Genomic DNA, 17,445 nt, shown 5'->3' on the forward strand with positions numbered 1-17,445 from the left:
AGTGTGTTCCTCATTCGTCTACAGCAAAATCCGGTTCGCTTAACCAACGACGACATTGACCAGCTTGCCGGGAACGACGATGACCTTGCGGATCGACTGGCCTTCGATATGCCGCCTGACGTTATCGGCGGCCAGCGCCTGGGCCTCGATAGCTTCCTTGTCGGCATCGGCTGGCACCTGCAGTCGCGCCCGCAGTTTGCCATTGACCTGGGCCACCAACTCGATGGTATCGCGGGTCAGGGCCGTTTCGTCGACTGCCGGCCAGGCCGCGTCGATGACAGGCGTCTCGTGACCTAGCTCATGCCATAGCGCGTGGCAAGCGTGCGGCGTGATGGGTGCCAGCAGCAGGACACAGGTTTCCACGGCTTCGCGAGCGACAGCCAGCCCCAATGGTGAGGTGTCTTCGAACTTGCCCAGTGCATTGGACAGCTCCATCACGGCGGCGATGGCGGTATTGAAGGTCGTACGTCGGCCGATATCGTCGCTGGCCTTCTTGATGGTTTCATGGGTCTTGCGGCGTAGCTCGCGCTGATCGTCGTCAAGCGCGTCGGTGTCCAGAGCCGCTGGCGTCCCGGTGTCGACATGGTCCGCGACCAGTCGCCACAAGCGCTTGAGGAAACGGTGAGCGCCTTCGACGCCTGAGTCGGACCATTCCAACGATTGTTCGGGTGGGGCGGCGAACATCATGAACAACCGAACGGTATCGGCACCGAAACGATCGATCATCGCCTGTGGGTCGACACCGTTGTTCTTCGATTTGGACATCTTCTCGATGCCGCCCATTTCCACCGGCTGACCATCGCGCACCAGGATAGCGCTGACCGGCCGCCCCTTGTCATCCCGCTTGACCTCGACATCGGCGGGATTGAACCACTCCTTGCCGCCGTTTTCGGTGGGACGATAGAAGGTTTCGGCGATCACCATGCCCTGAGTCAGTAGCTGCTGGAAGGGTTCATCGGAATCGACCAACCCGAAGTCGCGCATCAACTTGTGGAAAAAACGCGCATAGAGCAGGTGCAGGATGGCGTGCTCGATACCGCCGATATACAGGTCGACGGGCAGCCAGTAGTTGGCGCGCTCGTCGAGCATCGCTGCATGGTTGTCCGCACAGCAGAAGCGCGCATAGTACCAGGACGACTCCATGAAGGTGTCGAACGTATCGGTTTCTCGTGTCCAGCCATCGCCGAGGTCATAGAAGGCCGGCATTTTCTTCAGCGGTGAACCGGTGGCATCGACTTCCACTTCCATGGGGAGCTCGACGGGGAGCTCGTCATCGGTCAGTGGCACGGTTTCCCCTTCAGGGCCATATTTGACCGGAATCGGCGCTCCCCAATAGCGTTGACGGGCCACCCCCCAGTCACGCAACCGGAAGTTGGTCTTGACCTCGCCGTGGCCTTGTTCCTGGAGTCGCTGGGCGATGGCATCGAATGCGGCCTGAAAGTCGAGACCGTCGAACTCCCCGGAATTGATCAGTTTGCCATAGGCGACATGGGCGCCCTGTGACAGATCCGGCGTCTGACCATCGTCATCGGCGATCACCGGCTCGATGGGCAGTGCGTATTTGGTGGCGAATTCCCAGTCACGTTGGTCGTGCGCCGGCACCGCCATGACGGCCCCGGTGCCATATTCCATCAATACGAAATTGGCGACGAAAACGGGCACTTCCCGACCCGTGAGCGGATGCACCGCCCTGAAGCCGGTATCCATGCCTTTCTTTTCCATGGTCGCCAACTGGGCTTCGGAGGTGCCTCCCTGGGTACATTCTTCGAGGAACTCTGCCAGCGCGGGATTGCTGTCGGCGGCTTCCCGAGCCAGGGGATGGTTGGCCGCCAGCCCCATGTAGGTGACTCCCATCAGCGTATCGGGGCGCGTGGTGTAGACGCGTACCGCTTCCTTGGAGGTTCCATCGGTGGCACGAACGGCGAAATCCATTTCCACACCGGTGGACTTGCCGATCCAGTTGCGCTGCATGGTCTTGACCTGATCGGGCCAGTCGACGTTGTCGAGATCGGCCAGCAGCTCGTCGGCATAGTCGGTGATCTTCAGGAACCACAAGGGAATTTCCTTGCGTTCGACCGGCGCTCCACTACGCCAGCCACACCCATCGATGACTTGTTCGTTGGCCAGTACCGTCTGGTCCACCGGATCCCAGTTGACTGCGGCCATCTTCTTGTAGACCAGCCCTTTTTCCACCAGTTTGGTGAAAAACCACTGCTCCCAGCGGTAGTAGTCGCTATCGCAAGTGGCGAATTCCCGGTTCCAGTCATAGGCGAAGCCGAGCGACTTCAACTGACGCCGCATGGCGTCGATATTCTCGTAGGTCCATTGAGCCGGCGGTACCCGATTGCTGATGGCCGCGTTTTCGGCCGGCATACCGAACGCATCCCAGCCCATCGGCTGGAGGACATTCTTGCCTTGCATGCGTTGAAAACGCGAGACGACGTCACCGATGGTGTAATTGCGCACATGCCCCATGTGCAGTTTGCCGCTGGGGTAGGGGAACATCGACAGGCAGTAGAAAGTGGTCCGGTTGGCATCTTCTACGGCCTTGAAGCACTGGTGTTTTTCCCAGTACTGCTGAGCATCACGTTCTATGGCATGGGGCGTGTACTGTGCGTCCATTGGGTTCAATCGATACCTTGCGTTGACGGTGGTCGAATGTCGAACAGGGCCGGAGCCAGTGCCGCAAGACCCGGTCGACGACGAACGAGAGTTCGACTCGCGCCAGCCTGAGCCCCCTGTTGCAGGAATACCCCTTGCAGGCACGAGAAGTTAGCGTCTAAATGGGTAACAAGCATACCCTAGCGAGGCGCTCTCAGGTAGGGGCCCATAGGCTGAAACCGTGTTTAAGGAGTCGGAGATGAACGAAAACAGGGAACAACGCGAACATCGTCTGCGTGACGGGTACGAGCGCATGCTGTCGCACCTCAAAGAAGGTGCCGAGGAACTCTCCTGGGAGAACCTGCAGCGGGATCTCGATGAGGCGGTCGAATTCGAGGCGGAACTGGAAGACTACACCAAGAACGAGCTGTCCCTGTTGCGCGCCTGGGTCGAACGTGACTTGAAGGATATGCGCCGCTATCTGGCGGCAGGTGGCGAGGGCGTGGCCAGTTGGTTGGGTATCGATCTGTCGGCATTGTCACGCAAGGTATCGGAGGCGTTGCTGTCGATTGCCGATCGGTCGGTCGTCGACAAGGCTCGCTTCGAGGATGACCTCGAAGCGGCACGAGCCGACTATTGTGAAGGCGAGATCGCAGCACCGGGCCGTATGACTTGCGTACATTGCGGAGCGATCGTCGAGTTGGATAGCGTCAAGCGTATCGATCCCTGTCATCAGTGTGGGCATCGTTACTTCGCGCGCGCCTCCGTGACATGAGCGAATGCGGCGTTACGTCAACGTCGCCGTGAACACGATGGCGACACAGATGCAGCATGACATGAGCAGCGCATAGACGATGTTGTTCCGCATGATGCGGTAGCCATTCGTTCCGTAACGGCCCTGCAATGACAGGTTGATCCCTGACAACGGGCCGATGGCGGCGCCGACGCCCCAGGCGGAAAGGGCCACGAGTCCCAGCAGCGTATGATTGACACTGCCGATATCCAGCAGTGATGCCAGCGTCGAGACGCCGATGATCGGGTGGAGACCGATCATCGCGCTGGCGACGATTGCAGCATAGCTGAGCATCGCTTCACGGGCGCCGAAATGCTCGAACAGTACCCACTGACTACCGGTGGCGGCGTCGATGAATGTTGATAACCCCAGCGTGAACAGGCCCGCCGACAGGAATAACGACACCTCGCCGCGCATGCTGGGTAGACGAGTTCGGGTATGGGAGATGATGCGCCTGCCTGTCCAGCCGAGCCCCTTGGGCAGATTGAGAAGTAGCGCCGCGGCAGGCAGCAGAAAGGTGATGATGCTGACGATGGACAGCGATGGCGTCAGCCCGTAGTGAAACAGCATGACCAGGGCCGCCATGGATACCGGTAGCAGCAGGCTGGTAGGCGACAGAGAGAACCCGTGAACCTGGGAGATATCGAAACGTCGTTGCATCTCGCTGCGGGTGATGAGGCCGGAAACCAGTGCCAGAGGAATGCCGGTCATCAAGATGCTGATGTAATTCATGTCCGGTGCTGCGCTCATCGCCACGCCCATCGAGGCGAAGAAGGGAGACCAGAAGGCGGCACTCGACAGGCCGCGGTTGAGTGTCAGAACCTGTGGCAGATTCAGAGAACCGCGTGCCTTGATGTGATCGCCGATCATGAAGACTGACGACAGGTTGAGGATCGAGCCCAGCAGATGAACGCTCAACCAAGTACTGATGATGCCTTTCGTACCGACACTGGCCTGCCCCTGCTCGCCGCCACGGCGTGAGCCGATCAGGCCGATGAAGCTGACACCGACCAGCATGGCCACGACATAGGTGTTGCCGCCGAGAATGCCGGGCCAGTCGATATCCGCCTGATAGCGGATACGGCTGACGACCAGGAGGGTCAAGCCGGCACTGGAGAGTACGCCGGCCTGCAGGCGAGTGCGAGGGTCGAGGTCGAACCACAGTAATGCCGCAGCGAACCAGAAAAAATAACCGATCAAGCCCGAACCGATCGGGGCACCGGTGAAGCTGGCGATCTGCAAGAGCAGGCCGACGAAAATGGCCAGACCGGACACAGGGTGCCGCCAGGGGGGCAAGTCCGTACCATCGAGACGGGCGTTGGTGCTGAGTGACTCCTTGGTGGCCATGGGGGCAGTGGTTCCAGAATGTAAGATGAATGCGGCTAACCATTAGCATCCTAGGGACTTGTCAGACATCCTACAAGTCACAGGTGACCGTTAGCGCTGATGAGGAAGGTAACGAACCGGCAGGACCGGGGCATCCAGCGATTGAAGGCGATCGTCGCTGGGGGCACAGCCGAAGAAGCGTCGATAGGCGCGAGAGAAATGTTCCAGCGAACCGAAGCCGGCGCAGTTTGCCACTTCCGCCACGCTGAGATCGGTCTGCTGCAAGAGTCGGTGTGCACGGTTGATGCGTAGCCACAAGTAATAGCGAATCGGAGTGACACCGAGTTCGGCCTTGAAGCGACGTTCCAGCTGGCGGGCCGAGAGTCCGGCGAGCGCGGCCAGTTCCGTTGCCGATAGCGGGGTCTCGATACGACGACGCATTGCGCGTATTACCTTGCGAAGCTGAGCCGATGTCTCGACCTGATGTTCGGGCGCGGCGCTGAGTTGCTCGGTGTCGCCCCGACGTTGGCGTCGCTCATGGGAATACCGTTGGAGGCGGAGACCGAGGCATCGCTACCCAGCAATTGCCATGTGAAACGTGGCTCCTGAGCGAGCCAGTTGATGATGAACAGTGGATCCAGTATCGCGCCCAGCCCGCCGAACGAGAACTGTGGCATCAACAGGATGCCGATCCGTTCAGGAAGCGGGGCACGGCGTCGTGAGGACGTCGGGACAGCCATGGAGGATCAGTCCCGATAATCCGGTTCGTCGCGATCGAGCAGACGCATCAGCGCGGCGAGATGCATATGGGCTGAGCCATGGTTCAGACTGTCCTCCCATTGCCTGGCCGTCTTGCGTGCAATGGCCGGCGATACTGGACGAAGCGGCAGTCCGCTGGCCCGTGCCACCAGGTATGAGCGGCAGGCTCGTTCGAAGTAGTACAGGTTGTCGAAGGCTTCGGCGACATCGACACCGGTGGCGACCACGCCATGATTCCCCAGCAGGAGAATCGGTGCCGTGCCGGCCAGACGGCCGAGCCGCTCCGCCTCGTCATCCAGTCCCATGCCATCGAACCCCGTGTCGACATGGACACGCTCGAAGAACCGCATGGCGTTCTGTTCCACTGGCGGCAGTTCTGGCGATTCCAGGCAGGCCAGTGCGGTGGCATAGAGCGAATGGGTGTGCATGACACACCCCACGCTGCGTCCCTGGCGATGCATGGCACCATGAATGGCCCAGGCCGTGGGGTCGATTCCCTGCGGGCGCTGGTCGGCGCTGGCATCGACATCGACCAGGTCACTGGCGCGCATTTCGGCGAAATGACGTCCCTCGGGATTGACCAGGAAACGCATGCCGTCGGCCTGAGTGGCCAGACTGCAGTGGTTGGCGATCGCCTCGTTCATATCGAGGCGTGCCAGCCAGCGGAAGACGCAGGCGAGTTGTTCCCGGGGCGTACCAGGGATGTCGGTGGATGACGTCATGAATGACTCCTGTGTCGATATGATCGATCGCTCATTGTCAATAATGAATCCAGCGGGTCTTGAGTGCCATGTACTTATGCATCCCGGCGAGCGCGTAGTCACGACCGATACCCGATTGTTTCATCCCGCCGAAGGGGGCTGACGGCATCGACGCCGTTGACCGTCACGGTACCGGCTTGAAGGGCATCACACAGGCGGTGAGCGCGTCCCAGGTTCGCAGTCCAGAGCGATGCCGCCAAACCATACTGGCTTTCGTTGGCCAATGTCACGCCTTCACTCTCTTCATGAAAGCGCGTCACGGTGAGCACGAGGCCGAAAATTTCTTCCTGGAAAATCCGGTGATGCGAAGCCACATCGGTGAATACAGTGGGGGAGACGAACAGTTTGCCGTCCGCGATCTGCTTGGTATCGCCGCCACACAGCAGGGTGGCTTCGCGCTTGCCGATGGCCAGATACTCGCAGACCTTCTCGAACTGAGCCTGGCTGACAAGCGGGCCCAGTGTCGCGGCGGCCCAGCGCTTCCCCGGCGATATGACCGTGACCGGGCACGACATTGAGCACTCGCCGCGGAAGCCCAGCCTGCGAAGCGAGTTCGGCCAGGCGAAGTGCCAGGCACCCCTGAAAAGGCGATCCCGTTCGGCGTTGAACAACTGGGGGCCTAGAAGTAACGGGAGCGGAGCGTCAGTGCCGTTTCCGGGTTTTGGGTAGCCCAGGAGGACGTGGCGGCTTGGTCGGTCATGTCAGTCACCTCATGCAAGCGAATCGTTGTGGATCGTTTGGCACAAGGCTAGGGCGCTGCGACGCGGGTGGCATGACATTTAGCGACATTCCCTCAGGATGACCAGGACCTGGCCAATTTCTCACGCGCTTCATCCAGCAGTGTCAGCATCGAACGGGCCGCATTCGACAAGGTGCGATTCTTGTGTACCAGGTAACCGAGCGGACGCTGGATGGGGCGGTGTTCGATCGGGAGCACCTTGACCTCATCGTCGATCAGCGTCTCAGGCAATACACTCCAGCCCAGGCCGATATTGACCATCATCTTGAGGGTCTCCAGATAGTTGGTGGACAGCGCCACATTCACCTTGAGGCCGTCACGGGCGAAGGTGTCGACGACGATGCCACGTGTGAACGTCAAGTGACCGGGCAGGACGGCGTCGTAATCCGACAGTGCCGATAACGCCAGGTCGTTGCGGAAGGCCAGCGGATGATCATGCCCGCAGACGAAGCGCAGCCGGTCTATCCAGACGGGCACGACGGTGAGGTGAGGGTCGGGGACCGGGGCCAGGGTGACGACGGCGATTTCCAGTTCCCCCTCCAGGACCTGCTGATAAGCCTGTTCCGAGTCAAGAAAGCGCATGTCCATGCGGACTCCCGGGTGGGCTTGGGTATACGCTTTGAGCAGTGGCGGTAAGCGGTGCAGGCCGATGTGATGGCTGGTCGCCATGGTCAAGCTGCCGGCGACATCGCCGGACAGGTTCGTCAGAGCGCGCTGGCTGTCGTTCACCATCATCAGGATCTGTCGTGCTCTCGGCAGGAGCAACTGCCCGGCTTCGGTCAGGGCGACATGGCGACCGATGCGATCGAAAAGCCGCGTTCCCACCTGGTCCTCCAGCGTGGCGATACGCTTGCTGACCGCGGGTTGGGTCAGATGAAGCTGCTCACCGGCCAGGGAAAAGGAGCCGCAGTCGGCGACGCTGAGAAACGCTTGCAGGCTTTGTGTGTCCATGGAATAAGGTCTCGTCCAGCAATGTATGCGCTCGATCATGCCGTGTTGCGCATCGACTCGGGGGACTGTGGTTGTCGCAATGCGTTCTATGCCGATGGGGTGAGTCTGATGTATTCCATTATGGAATTCAAAGCATAAAAAACATGAATTGCTTTTATGGGTCGAGCGTCCTAGGCTGAGCACATATCCAGTCAAGCGGCGCAGACCGTGAGGGAGGAGAAACATGTCAGGCCAGACACTCTATGACAAATTGTGGTCGCAGCACCTGGTCAAGGAACGCGGCGATGGCACGGCGTTGATCTACATCGATCGCCAGTTGCTGCACGAGGTGACATCGCCCCAGGCGTTCGAAGGGCTGCGTCTGGCAGGGCGTCGCCCGTGGCGTCTGGACGCCAACCTGGCGACGCCCGACCATAACGTACCGACGACACTGAAGGAGCGTGCCGAAGGCAATACCGGTATCAAGGATCCGGTATCGCTGATTCAGGTGCAGACGCTGGACGACAACTGCGATTCCTTCGGCATCGAGGAGTTTCGTATCAATGATGCTCGCCAGGGCATCGTGCACGTCGTCGGTCCCGAGCAAGGGGCGACGCTGCCCGGCATGACCGTGGTATGCGGGGATTCACACACAGCGACGCATGGTGCCTTTGCGGCGCTGGCGCACGGTATCGGCACCTCCGAAGTCGAACATGTGCTGGCGACTCAGTGTCTGCTGGCGCAAAAGATGAAGAACATGCAGGTCCGCGTGGAAGGCAGGCTCGGCGCCGGGGTGACCGCCAAGGACATCGTGCTGGCCATCATCGGCCGTATCGGCACGGCCGGGGGCACTGGTTATGCCATCGAGTTCGCTGGCAGCGCGATTCGTGATCTGTCTATGGAAGGCCGCATGACGGTCTGCAACATGGCTATCGAGGCTGGTGCCCGTGTCGGCTTGATCGGTGTTGACGATACGACGATCGATTACTTGCGCGAGCGTCCTTTTGCCCCGCAAGGCGAGTTGTGGGATGCCGCCGTGACCGAATGGCGCAACCTGGTATCGGATGATGATGCCGCCTTCGACAAGGTCGTGACCATCGACGCCGCCGATATCGAACCGCAGGTGTCCTGGGGAACCAGTCCGGAAATGGTGGCCAACGTGTCCGGCGAGGTGCCCGATCCGGCGTCGGCTCGGGACGAGACGGTCAAGCACAGTTATAGCCGCGCCCTGGAGTACATGGGGTTGTCTCCCAAGCAGAAGATCACCGATATCAAGCTCGACAAGGTGTTCATCGGTTCCTGCACCAACTCGCGTATCGAAGACTTGCGTGAGGCGGCCAGGGTGGCCAAGGGCAAGAAAGTCGCCGCGTCGATTCAGTTGGCCATGGTGGTACCGGGATCCGGTCTGGTGAAGCGGCAGGCGGAGGCTGAAGGGTTGGACAGGATATTCATCGAGGCCGGCTTCGAGTGGCGAGAACCGGGATGTTCCATGTGCCTGGCGATGAATGCCGATAAACTGGGTGCGGGTGAGCACTGTGCATCGACGTCCAACCGCAATTTCGAGGGGCGTCAGGGATATGGTGGACGTACCCATCTCGTCAGCCCGGCAATGGCCGCTGCGGCAGCCATCGCCGGTCATTTCGTCGACGTGCGCCAGTTCGCCGCCAACGACGATACCCAGGTACAGGAGGCGTGAGCCATGCAGAAGTTCGATCGTCATCAGGGTGTGGTTGCCCCTCTGGACCGGGCCAATGTCGATACCGACCTGATTATTCCCAAGCAGTTCCTCAAGTCCATCAAGCGGACGGGGTTCGGCGTCAATCTCTTCGACGAGTTGCGATACCAGGATGAGGGGTATCCCGGGCAGGATGTCGCCAAGCGTCCGCTCAATCCCGACTTCATGCTCAATCAGCCGCGTTACCAGGGGGCAAGCATTCTATTGGCGCGACGCAATTTCGGATGCGGTAGCTCACGTGAGCATGCGCCCTGGGCCCTGGAAGATTTCGGTTTTCGCGTGATCATTGCACCGAGTTTTGCCGATATCTTCTACAACAATGCCTTCAAGAATGGGCTGTTACTGGTCACCCTCGAGGAAGATACGGTGGCAAGGCTGTTCCAGGAAGTGGACGCGGAGGAAGGCTATGCTCTGGATGTCGACCTGGAAAACCAGCGCGTCATTACCCCGAGTGGTGAGGTGCTGGAGTTCGAGATAGATGAGTTTCGCAAACACTGTCTACTCAACGGTCTCGACGACATTGGCATCACGTTACAGGATGAGCCGGCCATTCGCGCCTTCGAAGCGCGTCATCGCGAGTCACGTCCCTGGTTGTTCCGTCAGGCTCAGTGAGCTTTCCGGAGGGCATGGATCATTAGCACATCAGCAAGAGTGAATTATGAGTCGCAGGATTCTCGTTCTACCGGGTGACGGTATCGGCCCGGAAATTACCGATGAGGCGATCAAGGTACTACAGGCCTGTCAACGTCAGGGGCTGGACGTCATCATCGATGAGGGGCTGGTAGGCGGCAGTGCCTACGATGTTCATGGCGAACCGCTGCCCGTCGAGACGCTGGACAAGGCGAAGGCGTCCGATGCCATTTTGCTGGGTGCCGTGGGCGGACCCAAGTGGGACGACATCGACGACTTGAGCAAGCGGCCGGAAAAGGGGCTTCTCGGGCTGCGCAAGCAGCTGGGGCTGTTCGGCAATTTGCGTCCTGCCATTCTCTATCCACAGTTGGTCGAGGCCTCCAGCCTCAAGCCTGACGTGGTTTCCGGGCTCGATATCATGATCGTGCGCGAACTGACCGGCGGCATCTACTTCGGTCAGCCGCGCGGTATCGAGGAGCGTAACGGAGAGCGTGTCGGTTTCAATACCTATGTATACTCCGCGTCGGAAATCGAACGCATCGGCCGGGTTGCCTTCGAGATGGCGCGCAAGCGCGATAAACGCGTCTGCAGCGTCGACAAGGCCAATGTGCTGGAAGTCACGATCCTGTGGCGCGAGATCATGGAGCGGCTGGCTGAAGAATATCCCGATGTCGAGCTGTCCCACATGTACGTCGACAATGCCGCCATGCAACTGGTACGCGAGCCCAAGCAGTTCGATGTCATCGTCACAGGCAATATGTTCGGTGATATCCTGTCCGATGCGGCTGCCATGTTGACCGGTTCCATCGGCATGTTGCCGTCGGCATCGTTGAACGAGCGCGGGCAGGGCATGTACGAACCTTGCCATGGCAGTGCGCCGGATATCGCCGGGCAAGGCATGGCCAATCCATTGGCTACGATTCTCTCGGTCGCCATGATGTTGCGTTATTCACTCGATGAACCCGGTTATGCGGCACGGATCGAAGGCGCCGTGGGCAACGTCCTGGATGACGGGCTGCGCACCGCCGATATTGCCTATCCCGGCACGCAGCGCGTGTCGACGTCCGAGATGGGGGAAGCCGTTCTGGACGCCTTCGCTCGCTAGGTTTCGTCACCCCTTGCGCTCATGCACGATCACGCCAAGGGGCTCCCCTGTCAGATGGGGCAATACAGATTTCAGGAGGGTAGTCTTATGTTGACAGTCGGGTTTGTCGGTTGGCGGGGCATGGTTGGCTCCGTTCTCATGCAGCGGATGCTGGACGACAACGACTTCGCCGGTATCGAGCCGGTATTCTTTTCCACCTCACAGACCGGTCAGCCGGGTCCCGATGTCGGTGTCGAGGTACCGCCATTGAAGGATGCCTTCGATCTCGAGGCTCTCAAGGCGCTGGATGTGGTCGTGACCTGCCAGGGGGGCGACTATACCGGCAAGATTTATCAAGATCTGCGTCAGTCGGGCTGGCAAGGATACTGGATCGATGCGGCGAGCACGCTGCGAATGTCGGATGAGTCGACCATCGTGCTCGATCCGGTCAATCGCCATGTCATCGATGCCCAACTCGACAAGGGAACGAAAACCTTCGTCGGCGGTAACTGTACCGTCAGCCTGATGCTGATGGGATTGGGGGGCCTCTTCGAGGCCGGTCTGATCGAGTGGATGACATCCATGACGTATCAGGCAGCATCTGGTTCCGGTGCCAAGCACATGCGTGAACTGCTCGACCAGATGGGGGCCTTGCGCAACAGTGCCAAGGACCAGTTGGCCGACCCGTCCAGCGCCATTCTCGATATCGACCGCCGGGTGACGGAAGCCATGCGAGGCGGTGACTTCCCGATCGATAATTTCGGGGCGCCGCTGGCCGGCAGTCTGCTGCCCTGGATCGATGCCAAGATGGACAATGGTCAGAGCAAGGAAGAATGGAAAGGCAACGTCGAGACCAACAAGATTCTGGGATTGGGTGATAACCCGATCCCCATCGATGGGCTCTGCGTTCGTATCGGGTCGATGCGCTCTCACAGCCAGGCATTCACCATCAAGCTCAAGCAGGATGTGCCGCTCGATGAAATCGAGGATCGTCTGGCCAGGCATAATGAGTGGGTCAGGGTGATCCCGAACGAGAAGGATGCGACCATCGATGGCCTGACGCCCGCGGCGGTGACCGGTACCATGAATGTGCCTGTCGGTCGCCTGCGCAAGCTGGCCATGGGAGGCGAGTACTTGTCGGCCTTCTCGGTGGGCGATCAGTTGTTGTGGGGGGCCGCCGAGCCACTCAAGCGGATGTTGGGCATTCTGCGCGAACGCAGCTGACGTTCGGCCACATAGCGACGCTCACGGACACGCCCCACACCGTTGGGGCGTGTGTCGTTTTGCTGGCAGTACGCGATGCGGCGGGTAATGAGGTGGCATTCATGCCGCTGCATCTGGATAATAGTGTGTCTACCGTTTGGCGTCATGCCGTCCGACCGACTCGAATGAGAGACAGCGCTGCTTGCCCATGTCCCTGTTCCAACGATTAGATGATCATCGTCCATTGACGGGGCGTCTTGCCCTGAGCCTGGAATATGATGGTAGCGCCTATTGTGGCTGGCAGCGCTTGAAGCAGGCACCATCGGTGCAGGCCGAGGTCGAACGTGCCCTGTCCAGGGTGGCCGACCGTGCGATCAGAGTTCATTGCAGCGGGCGTACCGATAGCGGCGTGCATGCGACGCGCCAGATCGCACATTTCGATCCGCCGGTGGAACGCACCCACAAGGCCTGGGTGTTTGGTGCCAATGCCAATCTGCCACGCGATATTGCGGTGCGTTGGGTGGCACCCGTAGCCGATGAGTTTCATGCGCGGTTCAAGGCACTGGCCAGGCGTTATCGTTATGTCATCCTCAACCAGCCAAGCCGCCCGGTAATCGAGCGTGCCTATGCAACCTGGTGCCGTGATTCCCTGGATGCCGATGCCATGCATCGAGCGGCCCAGGCGCTGGTGGGGGAGCACGATTTTTCCAGCTTCCGGGCAGCGGGGTGTCAATCGAAAACGCCATGGCGCCATCTACATTTTGTCGAAGTGACGCGCCATGGTCCGTTGGTGGTGATCGACATTCAGGCCAACGCCTTCCTGCACCACATGGTACGCAATATTGCGGGCGCCCTGGTGACGGTAGGACGTGGCGAGCGAGGGGGCGATTACCTGGCGCACCTGTTGGCCATGCGTGACCGTACCCGGGCTGACGTGACGGCCCCGGGGTGCGGCTTGCATTTCGTCGATACCCTGTACGATGAACGTTTCGTCTTGCCGCAGGAGCCGTTGGGGCCCAACCTGTTGGCGTTCCTGGGAGAGTGGACGGGAGAACGTGAATTGCCGGACTGTCCCTGGGTCGAATTCCGGAGAGGAACGGCATGAGTGAGGTACGGGAGTATTCGATGTACCGCACGCGAGTGAAAATTTGCGGCATGACGCGCGAGCAGGATATTCAGGCTGCCGTATCGGCAGGTGCCGATGCACTGGGCTTCGTCCTTTGGCCCGGCAGTCGGCGGGCGCTGGACCTCGAGCGATTGGCCGAGCTGACTTCGCAGGTGCCCGCGTTCGTGACGCGCGTCGGTCTGTTCGTCGATCAGGACCCGGCATGGATTCAGCAAGCCAGCCGCTATCTGGACCTGCTCCAGTTCCATGGCGCAGAGGCTCCGGACAGTTGCGAGGGGTTCGGCCGCCCATGGATCAAGGCGCTGCGTATGCGCGACGGCATTGACCTGGGCGCAGCGGCGATTCGTTATCAAGGTGCCAGCGCCTTGTTGCTGGATGCGTATCGTCCCGGCGTGCCAGGCGGTACCGGTGAGACGTTCGACTGGTCAAGGATACCCGCAAACCTGGCGAAACCTGTTATTCTCGCTGGAGGGCTGACCCCGGACAATGTCGGCGAAGCGATTCGCCGAGTTCGGCCTTATGCCGTCGATGTCTCGGGCGGGGTCGAGAGCGCCCCTGGCATCAAGGATCCCCTGAAACTCGGTGGCTTTTGCGACCAAGTGTTTATCAGTCAATCCCGACAGCGCACATGAATTCGTGAGGTGATCTCGTGACCGACTCCCCAGTGACTGAGACTTCCGCCATCGGCTCGGCCGTGGCGGATTATGGTGACTTGACTCGGATGCCCGATGCGCGTGGCCATTTCGGCCCCTACGGCGGTCGATTCGTGTCCGAAACTCTGAGCTTTGCGCTGGAGGATCTCGAGAAGACGTATCTCGCGCTTCGCGATGATCCCGACTTTCGCGCCGAGTTCGATTATGACCTTGCCCAATACGTGGGACGCCCATCGCCGCTTTATCATGCAGCGCGCTGGTCCGAGAAGCTGGGCGGCGCACAGATCTGGCTCAAGCGTGAAGACCTCAACCATACCGGCGCGCACAAGGTGAATAACACCATTGGCCAGGCGCTGTTGGCCAAGAAAAGCGGGAAGCCGCGTGTTATCGCCGAAACGGGAGCGGGACAGCATGGTGTGGCGACAGCGACGGTAGCGGCACGACTGGGACTCAAGTGTGACGTTTACATGGGGGCGGAGGACGTCGAGCGCCAGAAGGTCAATGTGTACCGCATGCGGCTGCTGGGCGCAGACGTCATTCCCGTGGAATCGGGATCGCGGACCTTGAAGGATGCCATGAATGAGGCGCTGCGTGACTGGGTCACGAATGTCGACGATACCTTCTATATCATCGGCACCGTCGCTGGTCCGCACCCGTATCCGTTGCTGGTACGCGATTTCAATGCCGTGGTCGGGCGTGAAGCCAGGGCGCAATCGCTCGAGCAGATCGGTCGGCTGCCGGATGCACTGGTCGCCTGCGTGGGCGGCGGGTCGAACGCGCTGGGGCTGTTCTACCCCTTCGTCGAGGATGTCGACGTGCGAATGTACGGTGTCGAGGCCGGTGGCGATGGGGTGGAAACCGGGCGACATGCCGCACCGTTGGCGTCGGATGCCCCGCGGGGCGTGCTGCACGGCAATCGCACCTACCTGATGTCCGATGAAGGGGGCCAAGTGGCCGATACGCATTCGGTGTCGGCAGGACTCGATTATCCGGGAGTGGGCCCCGAGCATGCGTTGTGGAAGGATGTCGGTCGGGTGCAATACGTGGCCGCCAACGATACACAGGTGTTGGAGGCGTTCCGTGAACTGACCCGTCTCGAAGGCATCATGCCGGCGCTGGAGTCCGCACACGCACTCGCGCATGCCAAAGTGTTGGCCCCGACCATGCGCCCCGACCAGCATATCGTGGTCAACCTGTCGGGCCGGGGTGACAAGGATATCCAGACAGTGGCCGAGATCGACGGCATCCAATTCTGAGGGAGCATGATGAACCGAATCGACCAACGTTTTGCTACGCTAAAGGAGCAGCGACGTACGGCGCTGATCCCCTATATCACGGCGGGCGACCCATCCCCTGAACATACGGTAGGGTTCATGCACGCCCTGGTTGAAGCCGGCGCCGATGTGATCGAGCTTGGCGTTCCGTTTTCCGACCCGATGGCCGATGGCCCAGTGATTCAGAAAGCCTGCGAGCGCGCCTTGCGTCACGGCACGCGTCTGCACCACTTGTTCGACATGGTACGTGAGTTCCGTCAGGCCGATACACAGACGCCGGTCGTATTGATGGGGTATCTCAACCCCATCGAACGCTTGGGTTACGATGCTTTTGCTGAACGTGCGAGCGAAGCGGGCGTCGATGGCGTGTTGGTCGTCGACATGCCTCCTGAAGAGGCGGATGAGTTCGGGCCGCTGCTCAAGTCACACGGTCTGGCGTCGATCTTCCTGATTGCCCCTACCACCTCCAGAAGCCGTGCCGCTACAATATGTGCCCATGGCGAGGGGTATCTGTACTATGTCTCCCTCAAAGGAGTGACTGGAGGAGCCGCTGCCAATGCCGAGGATGTCGCCGAGCATCTGGCTCCGCTGCGTGAGATGACGACGTTGCCGCTGTGCGTGGGGTTCGGCATTCGCGATGGTGCCTCGGCGGCAGCGGTAGGGCGTGTCGCCGATGGGGTCGTCGTCGGCAGTGCCCTGGTCAATCGTATCGCCGAAGGTGCCGACCATCCGGCGACCATCGCTCCGGCCCTGAAAGAGGTATTGGGTGACATGCGTCACGCACTGGATTCGTGACGGGTGGTCTCTGTCGATTTCATGGAATATGTCCAGTGCGGCTGGGCAGTTCGACCGCTAACGATGGAAGTCTTCTGATATGAGCTGGCTAGACAAGATCGTACCGTCCGTGGGACGCATTCAGCGCAAGGATCGCCGTGCAAGTGTACCGGATGGCCTGTGGCGCAAGTGCCCCAAATGTGAGGCGATACTCTATCTCCCGGAGCTGGAGAAACATCACAACGTCTGCCCCAAGTGCGATCATCATTTGCGTTTGACCGCACGCAGGCGCCTTGCCTGGTTCCTCGATGAAGAGGAACGAGAGGAGATCGCTGCCGATCTGGAACCCGTCGACCGTTTGCGCTTTCGCGATTCCAAGAAGTACAAGGATCGCCTGTCCGCTGCTGCCAAGGAAACCGGCGAGCACGATGCGCTGGTTGCGATGCGTGGCAAGCTGGATGGTTTGCCCGTGGTGGCCGTCGCGTTCGAGTTTACGTTCATGGGAGGCTCCATGGGCGCCGTGGTTGGCGAAAAATTCGTGCGTGCAGCGACCCTTGCCCATGACGAAGGGCTTCCGCTGGTCTGTTTTGCCGCCTCTGGTGGTGCTCGCATGCAGGAAGCCCTGTTCTCGTTGATGCAGATGGCGAAGACATCCGCAGCACTGGAGCGGCTCAAGCAGTCCGGGGTTCCCTATGTCTCGGTCTTGACCGACCCGGTTTTCGGTGGCGTTTCGGCGTCCCTGGCGATGCTGGGCGATGTCAATGTGGCCGAGCCGAATGCGCTGATTGGTTTTGCCGGGCCGCGCGTCATCGAACAGACAGTCCGTGAACAGCTGCCCGAAGGGTTCCAGCGTAGCGAGTTCTTGCTTGAACATGGCACGGTCGACATGATCGTTCACCGTAGTGAAATGCGAGAACGTTTGGGGAGTCTGCTGCGCAAGTTGTCGTTGCTGCCCGTTTCCGGTGTGCCGCGAGACGAGGAGCCCGACCTGGTCGACTTCGCGGAGCAGGAGGCGATCGAGTCCGTCGAGCAGGATGCCGACGAGACACGTTCTTAA

General features: G+C 60.3%; 16 protein-coding genes and 2 pseudogenes. 10 read left to right on the forward strand and 8 right to left on the reverse strand.

Features of this window, described 5'->3' with window-relative positions; translation table 11 throughout:
• Positions 1-39 precede the first annotated feature (39 nt).
• On the reverse strand, positions 40-2,622 hold the full coding sequence (gene leuS, locus FVV99_RS15635) for a leucine--tRNA ligase (protein ID WP_148255063.1): 2,583 nt from the start codon (positions 2,620-2,622) through the stop codon (positions 40-42).
• 238 nt (positions 2,623-2,860) lie between these two features.
• Here leuS and FVV99_RS15640 point away from each other — a divergent pair, with 238 nt between their 5' ends.
• A complete protein-coding gene (locus FVV99_RS15640) occupies positions 2,861-3,376 on the forward strand; it encodes a zinc ribbon-containing protein (protein ID WP_148255064.1) in 516 nt (171 codons plus the stop codon).
• Positions 3,377-3,388: 12 nt separating this feature from the next.
• On the opposite strand, the gene FVV99_RS15645 is transcribed toward FVV99_RS15640, so the two are convergent.
• From FVV99_RS15645 to FVV99_RS15665, 7 genes and pseudogenes are all read right to left on the reverse strand, one after another.
• Positions 3,389-4,741 (reverse strand): hypothetical protein, encoded by a 1,353-nt coding sequence (locus FVV99_RS15645; RefSeq protein ID WP_236645432.1) that lies wholly within the window; start codon positions 4,739-4,741, stop codon positions 3,389-3,391.
• A gap of 90 nt (positions 4,742-4,831) precedes the next feature.
• Positions 4,832-5,161, reverse strand: coding sequence for a helix-turn-helix domain-containing protein (locus FVV99_RS18845; RefSeq protein WP_236645433.1), 330 nt, complete (start codon positions 5,159-5,161; stop codon positions 4,832-4,834).
• 8 nt (positions 5,162-5,169) lie between these two features.
• The gene (locus FVV99_RS18850) at positions 5,170-5,460 is read right to left on the reverse strand and encodes a type 1 glutamine amidotransferase family protein (RefSeq protein WP_236645434.1); all 291 of its coding nucleotides are present in this window, start codon (positions 5,458-5,460) and stop codon (positions 5,170-5,172) included.
• 6 nt (positions 5,461-5,466) lie between these two features.
• Positions 5,467-6,201, reverse strand: coding sequence for a class II aldolase/adducin family protein (locus FVV99_RS15655; protein ID WP_148255065.1), 735 nt, complete (start codon positions 6,199-6,201; stop codon positions 5,467-5,469).
• A 37-nt stretch (positions 6,202-6,238) separates the two neighbouring features.
• Positions 6,239-6,755, reverse strand: a pseudogene (locus FVV99_RS15660) (aldehyde dehydrogenase family protein).
• 4 nt (positions 6,756-6,759) lie between these two features.
• Positions 6,760-6,813: pseudogene (locus FVV99_RS19010) on the reverse strand (hypothetical protein); the annotation flags it as partial.
• Positions 6,814-7,033: 220 nt separating this feature from the next.
• On the reverse strand, positions 7,034-7,930 hold the full coding sequence (locus tag FVV99_RS15665; protein WP_148255066.1) for a LysR family transcriptional regulator: 897 nt from the start codon (positions 7,928-7,930) through the stop codon (positions 7,034-7,036).
• Between the two features lie 223 nt (positions 7,931-8,153).
• Between FVV99_RS15665 and leuC the strand changes: the two genes are divergently transcribed.
• The 9 genes from leuC (at position 8,154) to accD (ending at position 17,445) form a co-directional block, all read left to right on the forward strand.
• The gene (leuC, locus tag FVV99_RS15670; protein WP_148255067.1) at positions 8,154-9,605 is read left to right on the forward strand and encodes a 3-isopropylmalate dehydratase large subunit; all 1,452 of its coding nucleotides are present in this window, start codon (positions 8,154-8,156) and stop codon (positions 9,603-9,605) included.
• Between the two features lie 3 nt (positions 9,606-9,608).
• Positions 9,609-10,256, forward strand: coding sequence for a 3-isopropylmalate dehydratase small subunit (gene leuD, locus FVV99_RS15675; RefSeq protein WP_148255068.1), 648 nt, complete (start codon positions 9,609-9,611; stop codon positions 10,254-10,256).
• A gap of 46 nt (positions 10,257-10,302) precedes the next feature.
• Complete coding sequence (gene leuB / locus FVV99_RS15680; RefSeq protein WP_148255069.1) at positions 10,303-11,379, forward strand: 3-isopropylmalate dehydrogenase; 1,077 nt, start codon at positions 10,303-10,305, stop codon at positions 11,377-11,379.
• Between the two features lie 87 nt (positions 11,380-11,466).
• Positions 11,467-12,582: an aspartate-semialdehyde dehydrogenase gene (gene asd / locus FVV99_RS15685; RefSeq protein ID WP_148255070.1), complete on the forward strand. Its 1,116-nt coding sequence runs from the start codon at positions 11,467-11,469 to the stop codon at positions 12,580-12,582.
• A 187-nt stretch (positions 12,583-12,769) separates the two neighbouring features.
• Positions 12,770-13,666: a tRNA pseudouridine(38-40) synthase TruA gene (gene truA, locus FVV99_RS15690; RefSeq protein WP_148255126.1), complete on the forward strand. Its 897-nt coding sequence runs from the start codon at positions 12,770-12,772 to the stop codon at positions 13,664-13,666.
• Complete coding sequence (locus tag FVV99_RS15695) at positions 13,663-14,319, forward strand: phosphoribosylanthranilate isomerase (RefSeq protein ID WP_148255071.1); 657 nt, start codon at positions 13,663-13,665, stop codon at positions 14,317-14,319. Before truA ends, FVV99_RS15695 begins: the two co-directional genes overlap by 4 nt.
• A gap of 89 nt (positions 14,320-14,408) precedes the next feature.
• On the forward strand, positions 14,409-15,596 hold the full coding sequence (trpB, locus tag FVV99_RS15700; protein WP_148255127.1) for a tryptophan synthase subunit beta: 1,188 nt from the start codon (positions 14,409-14,411) through the stop codon (positions 15,594-15,596).
• Positions 15,597-15,605: 9 nt separating this feature from the next.
• The gene (gene trpA, locus FVV99_RS15705; protein WP_148255128.1) at positions 15,606-16,409 is read left to right on the forward strand and encodes a tryptophan synthase subunit alpha; all 804 of its coding nucleotides are present in this window, start codon (positions 15,606-15,608) and stop codon (positions 16,407-16,409) included.
• Between the two features lie 79 nt (positions 16,410-16,488).
• Complete coding sequence (accD, locus tag FVV99_RS15710) at positions 16,489-17,445, forward strand: acetyl-CoA carboxylase, carboxyltransferase subunit beta (protein WP_148255072.1); 957 nt, start codon at positions 16,489-16,491, stop codon at positions 17,443-17,445.

Source organism: Aidingimonas lacisalsi (genome assembly GCF_008079445.1).
Taxonomy (GTDB): Bacteria; Pseudomonadota; Gammaproteobacteria; order Pseudomonadales; family Halomonadaceae; genus Aidingimonas; species Aidingimonas lacisalsi.

What these genes read in the sequence shown, in the direction of transcription:
- leuS (WP_148255063.1), bottom strand. Translation starts at nt 2,622, where the DNA reads ATGGACGCACAGTACACGCCCCATGCCATAGAACGTGATGCTCAGCAG.
- FVV99_RS15640 (WP_148255064.1), top strand. Translation starts at nt 2,861, where the DNA reads ATGAACGAAAACAGGGAACAACGCGAACATCGTCTGCGTGACGGGTAC.
- FVV99_RS15645 (WP_236645432.1), bottom strand. Translation starts at nt 4,741, where the DNA reads ATGGCCACCAAGGAGTCACTCAGCACCAACGCCCGTCTCGATGGTACG.
- FVV99_RS18845 (WP_236645433.1), bottom strand. Translation starts at nt 5,161, where the DNA reads ATGCGTCGTCGTATCGAGACCCCGCTATCGGCAACGGAACTGGCCGCG.
- FVV99_RS18850 (WP_236645434.1), bottom strand. Translation starts at nt 5,460, where the DNA reads ATGGCTGTCCCGACGTCCTCACGACGCCGTGCCCCGCTTCCTGAACGG.
- FVV99_RS15655 (WP_148255065.1), bottom strand. Translation starts at nt 6,201, where the DNA reads ATGACGTCATCCACCGACATCCCTGGTACGCCCCGGGAACAACTCGCC.
- FVV99_RS15665 (WP_148255066.1), bottom strand. Translation starts at nt 7,930, where the DNA reads ATGGACACACAAAGCCTGCAAGCGTTTCTCAGCGTCGCCGACTGCGGC.
- leuC (WP_148255067.1), top strand. Translation starts at nt 8,154, where the DNA reads ATGTCAGGCCAGACACTCTATGACAAATTGTGGTCGCAGCACCTGGTC.
- leuD (WP_148255068.1), top strand. Translation starts at nt 9,609, where the DNA reads ATGCAGAAGTTCGATCGTCATCAGGGTGTGGTTGCCCCTCTGGACCGG.
- leuB (WP_148255069.1), top strand. Translation starts at nt 10,303, where the DNA reads ATGAGTCGCAGGATTCTCGTTCTACCGGGTGACGGTATCGGCCCGGAA.
- asd (WP_148255070.1), top strand. Translation starts at nt 11,467, where the DNA reads ATGTTGACAGTCGGGTTTGTCGGTTGGCGGGGCATGGTTGGCTCCGTT.
- truA (WP_148255126.1), top strand. Translation starts at nt 12,770, where the DNA reads ATGTCCCTGTTCCAACGATTAGATGATCATCGTCCATTGACGGGGCGT.
- FVV99_RS15695 (WP_148255071.1), top strand. Translation starts at nt 13,663, where the DNA reads ATGAGTGAGGTACGGGAGTATTCGATGTACCGCACGCGAGTGAAAATT.
- trpB (WP_148255127.1), top strand. Translation starts at nt 14,409, where the DNA reads ATGCCCGATGCGCGTGGCCATTTCGGCCCCTACGGCGGTCGATTCGTG.
- trpA (WP_148255128.1), top strand. Translation starts at nt 15,606, where the DNA reads ATGAACCGAATCGACCAACGTTTTGCTACGCTAAAGGAGCAGCGACGT.
- accD (WP_148255072.1), top strand. Translation starts at nt 16,489, where the DNA reads ATGAGCTGGCTAGACAAGATCGTACCGTCCGTGGGACGCATTCAGCGC.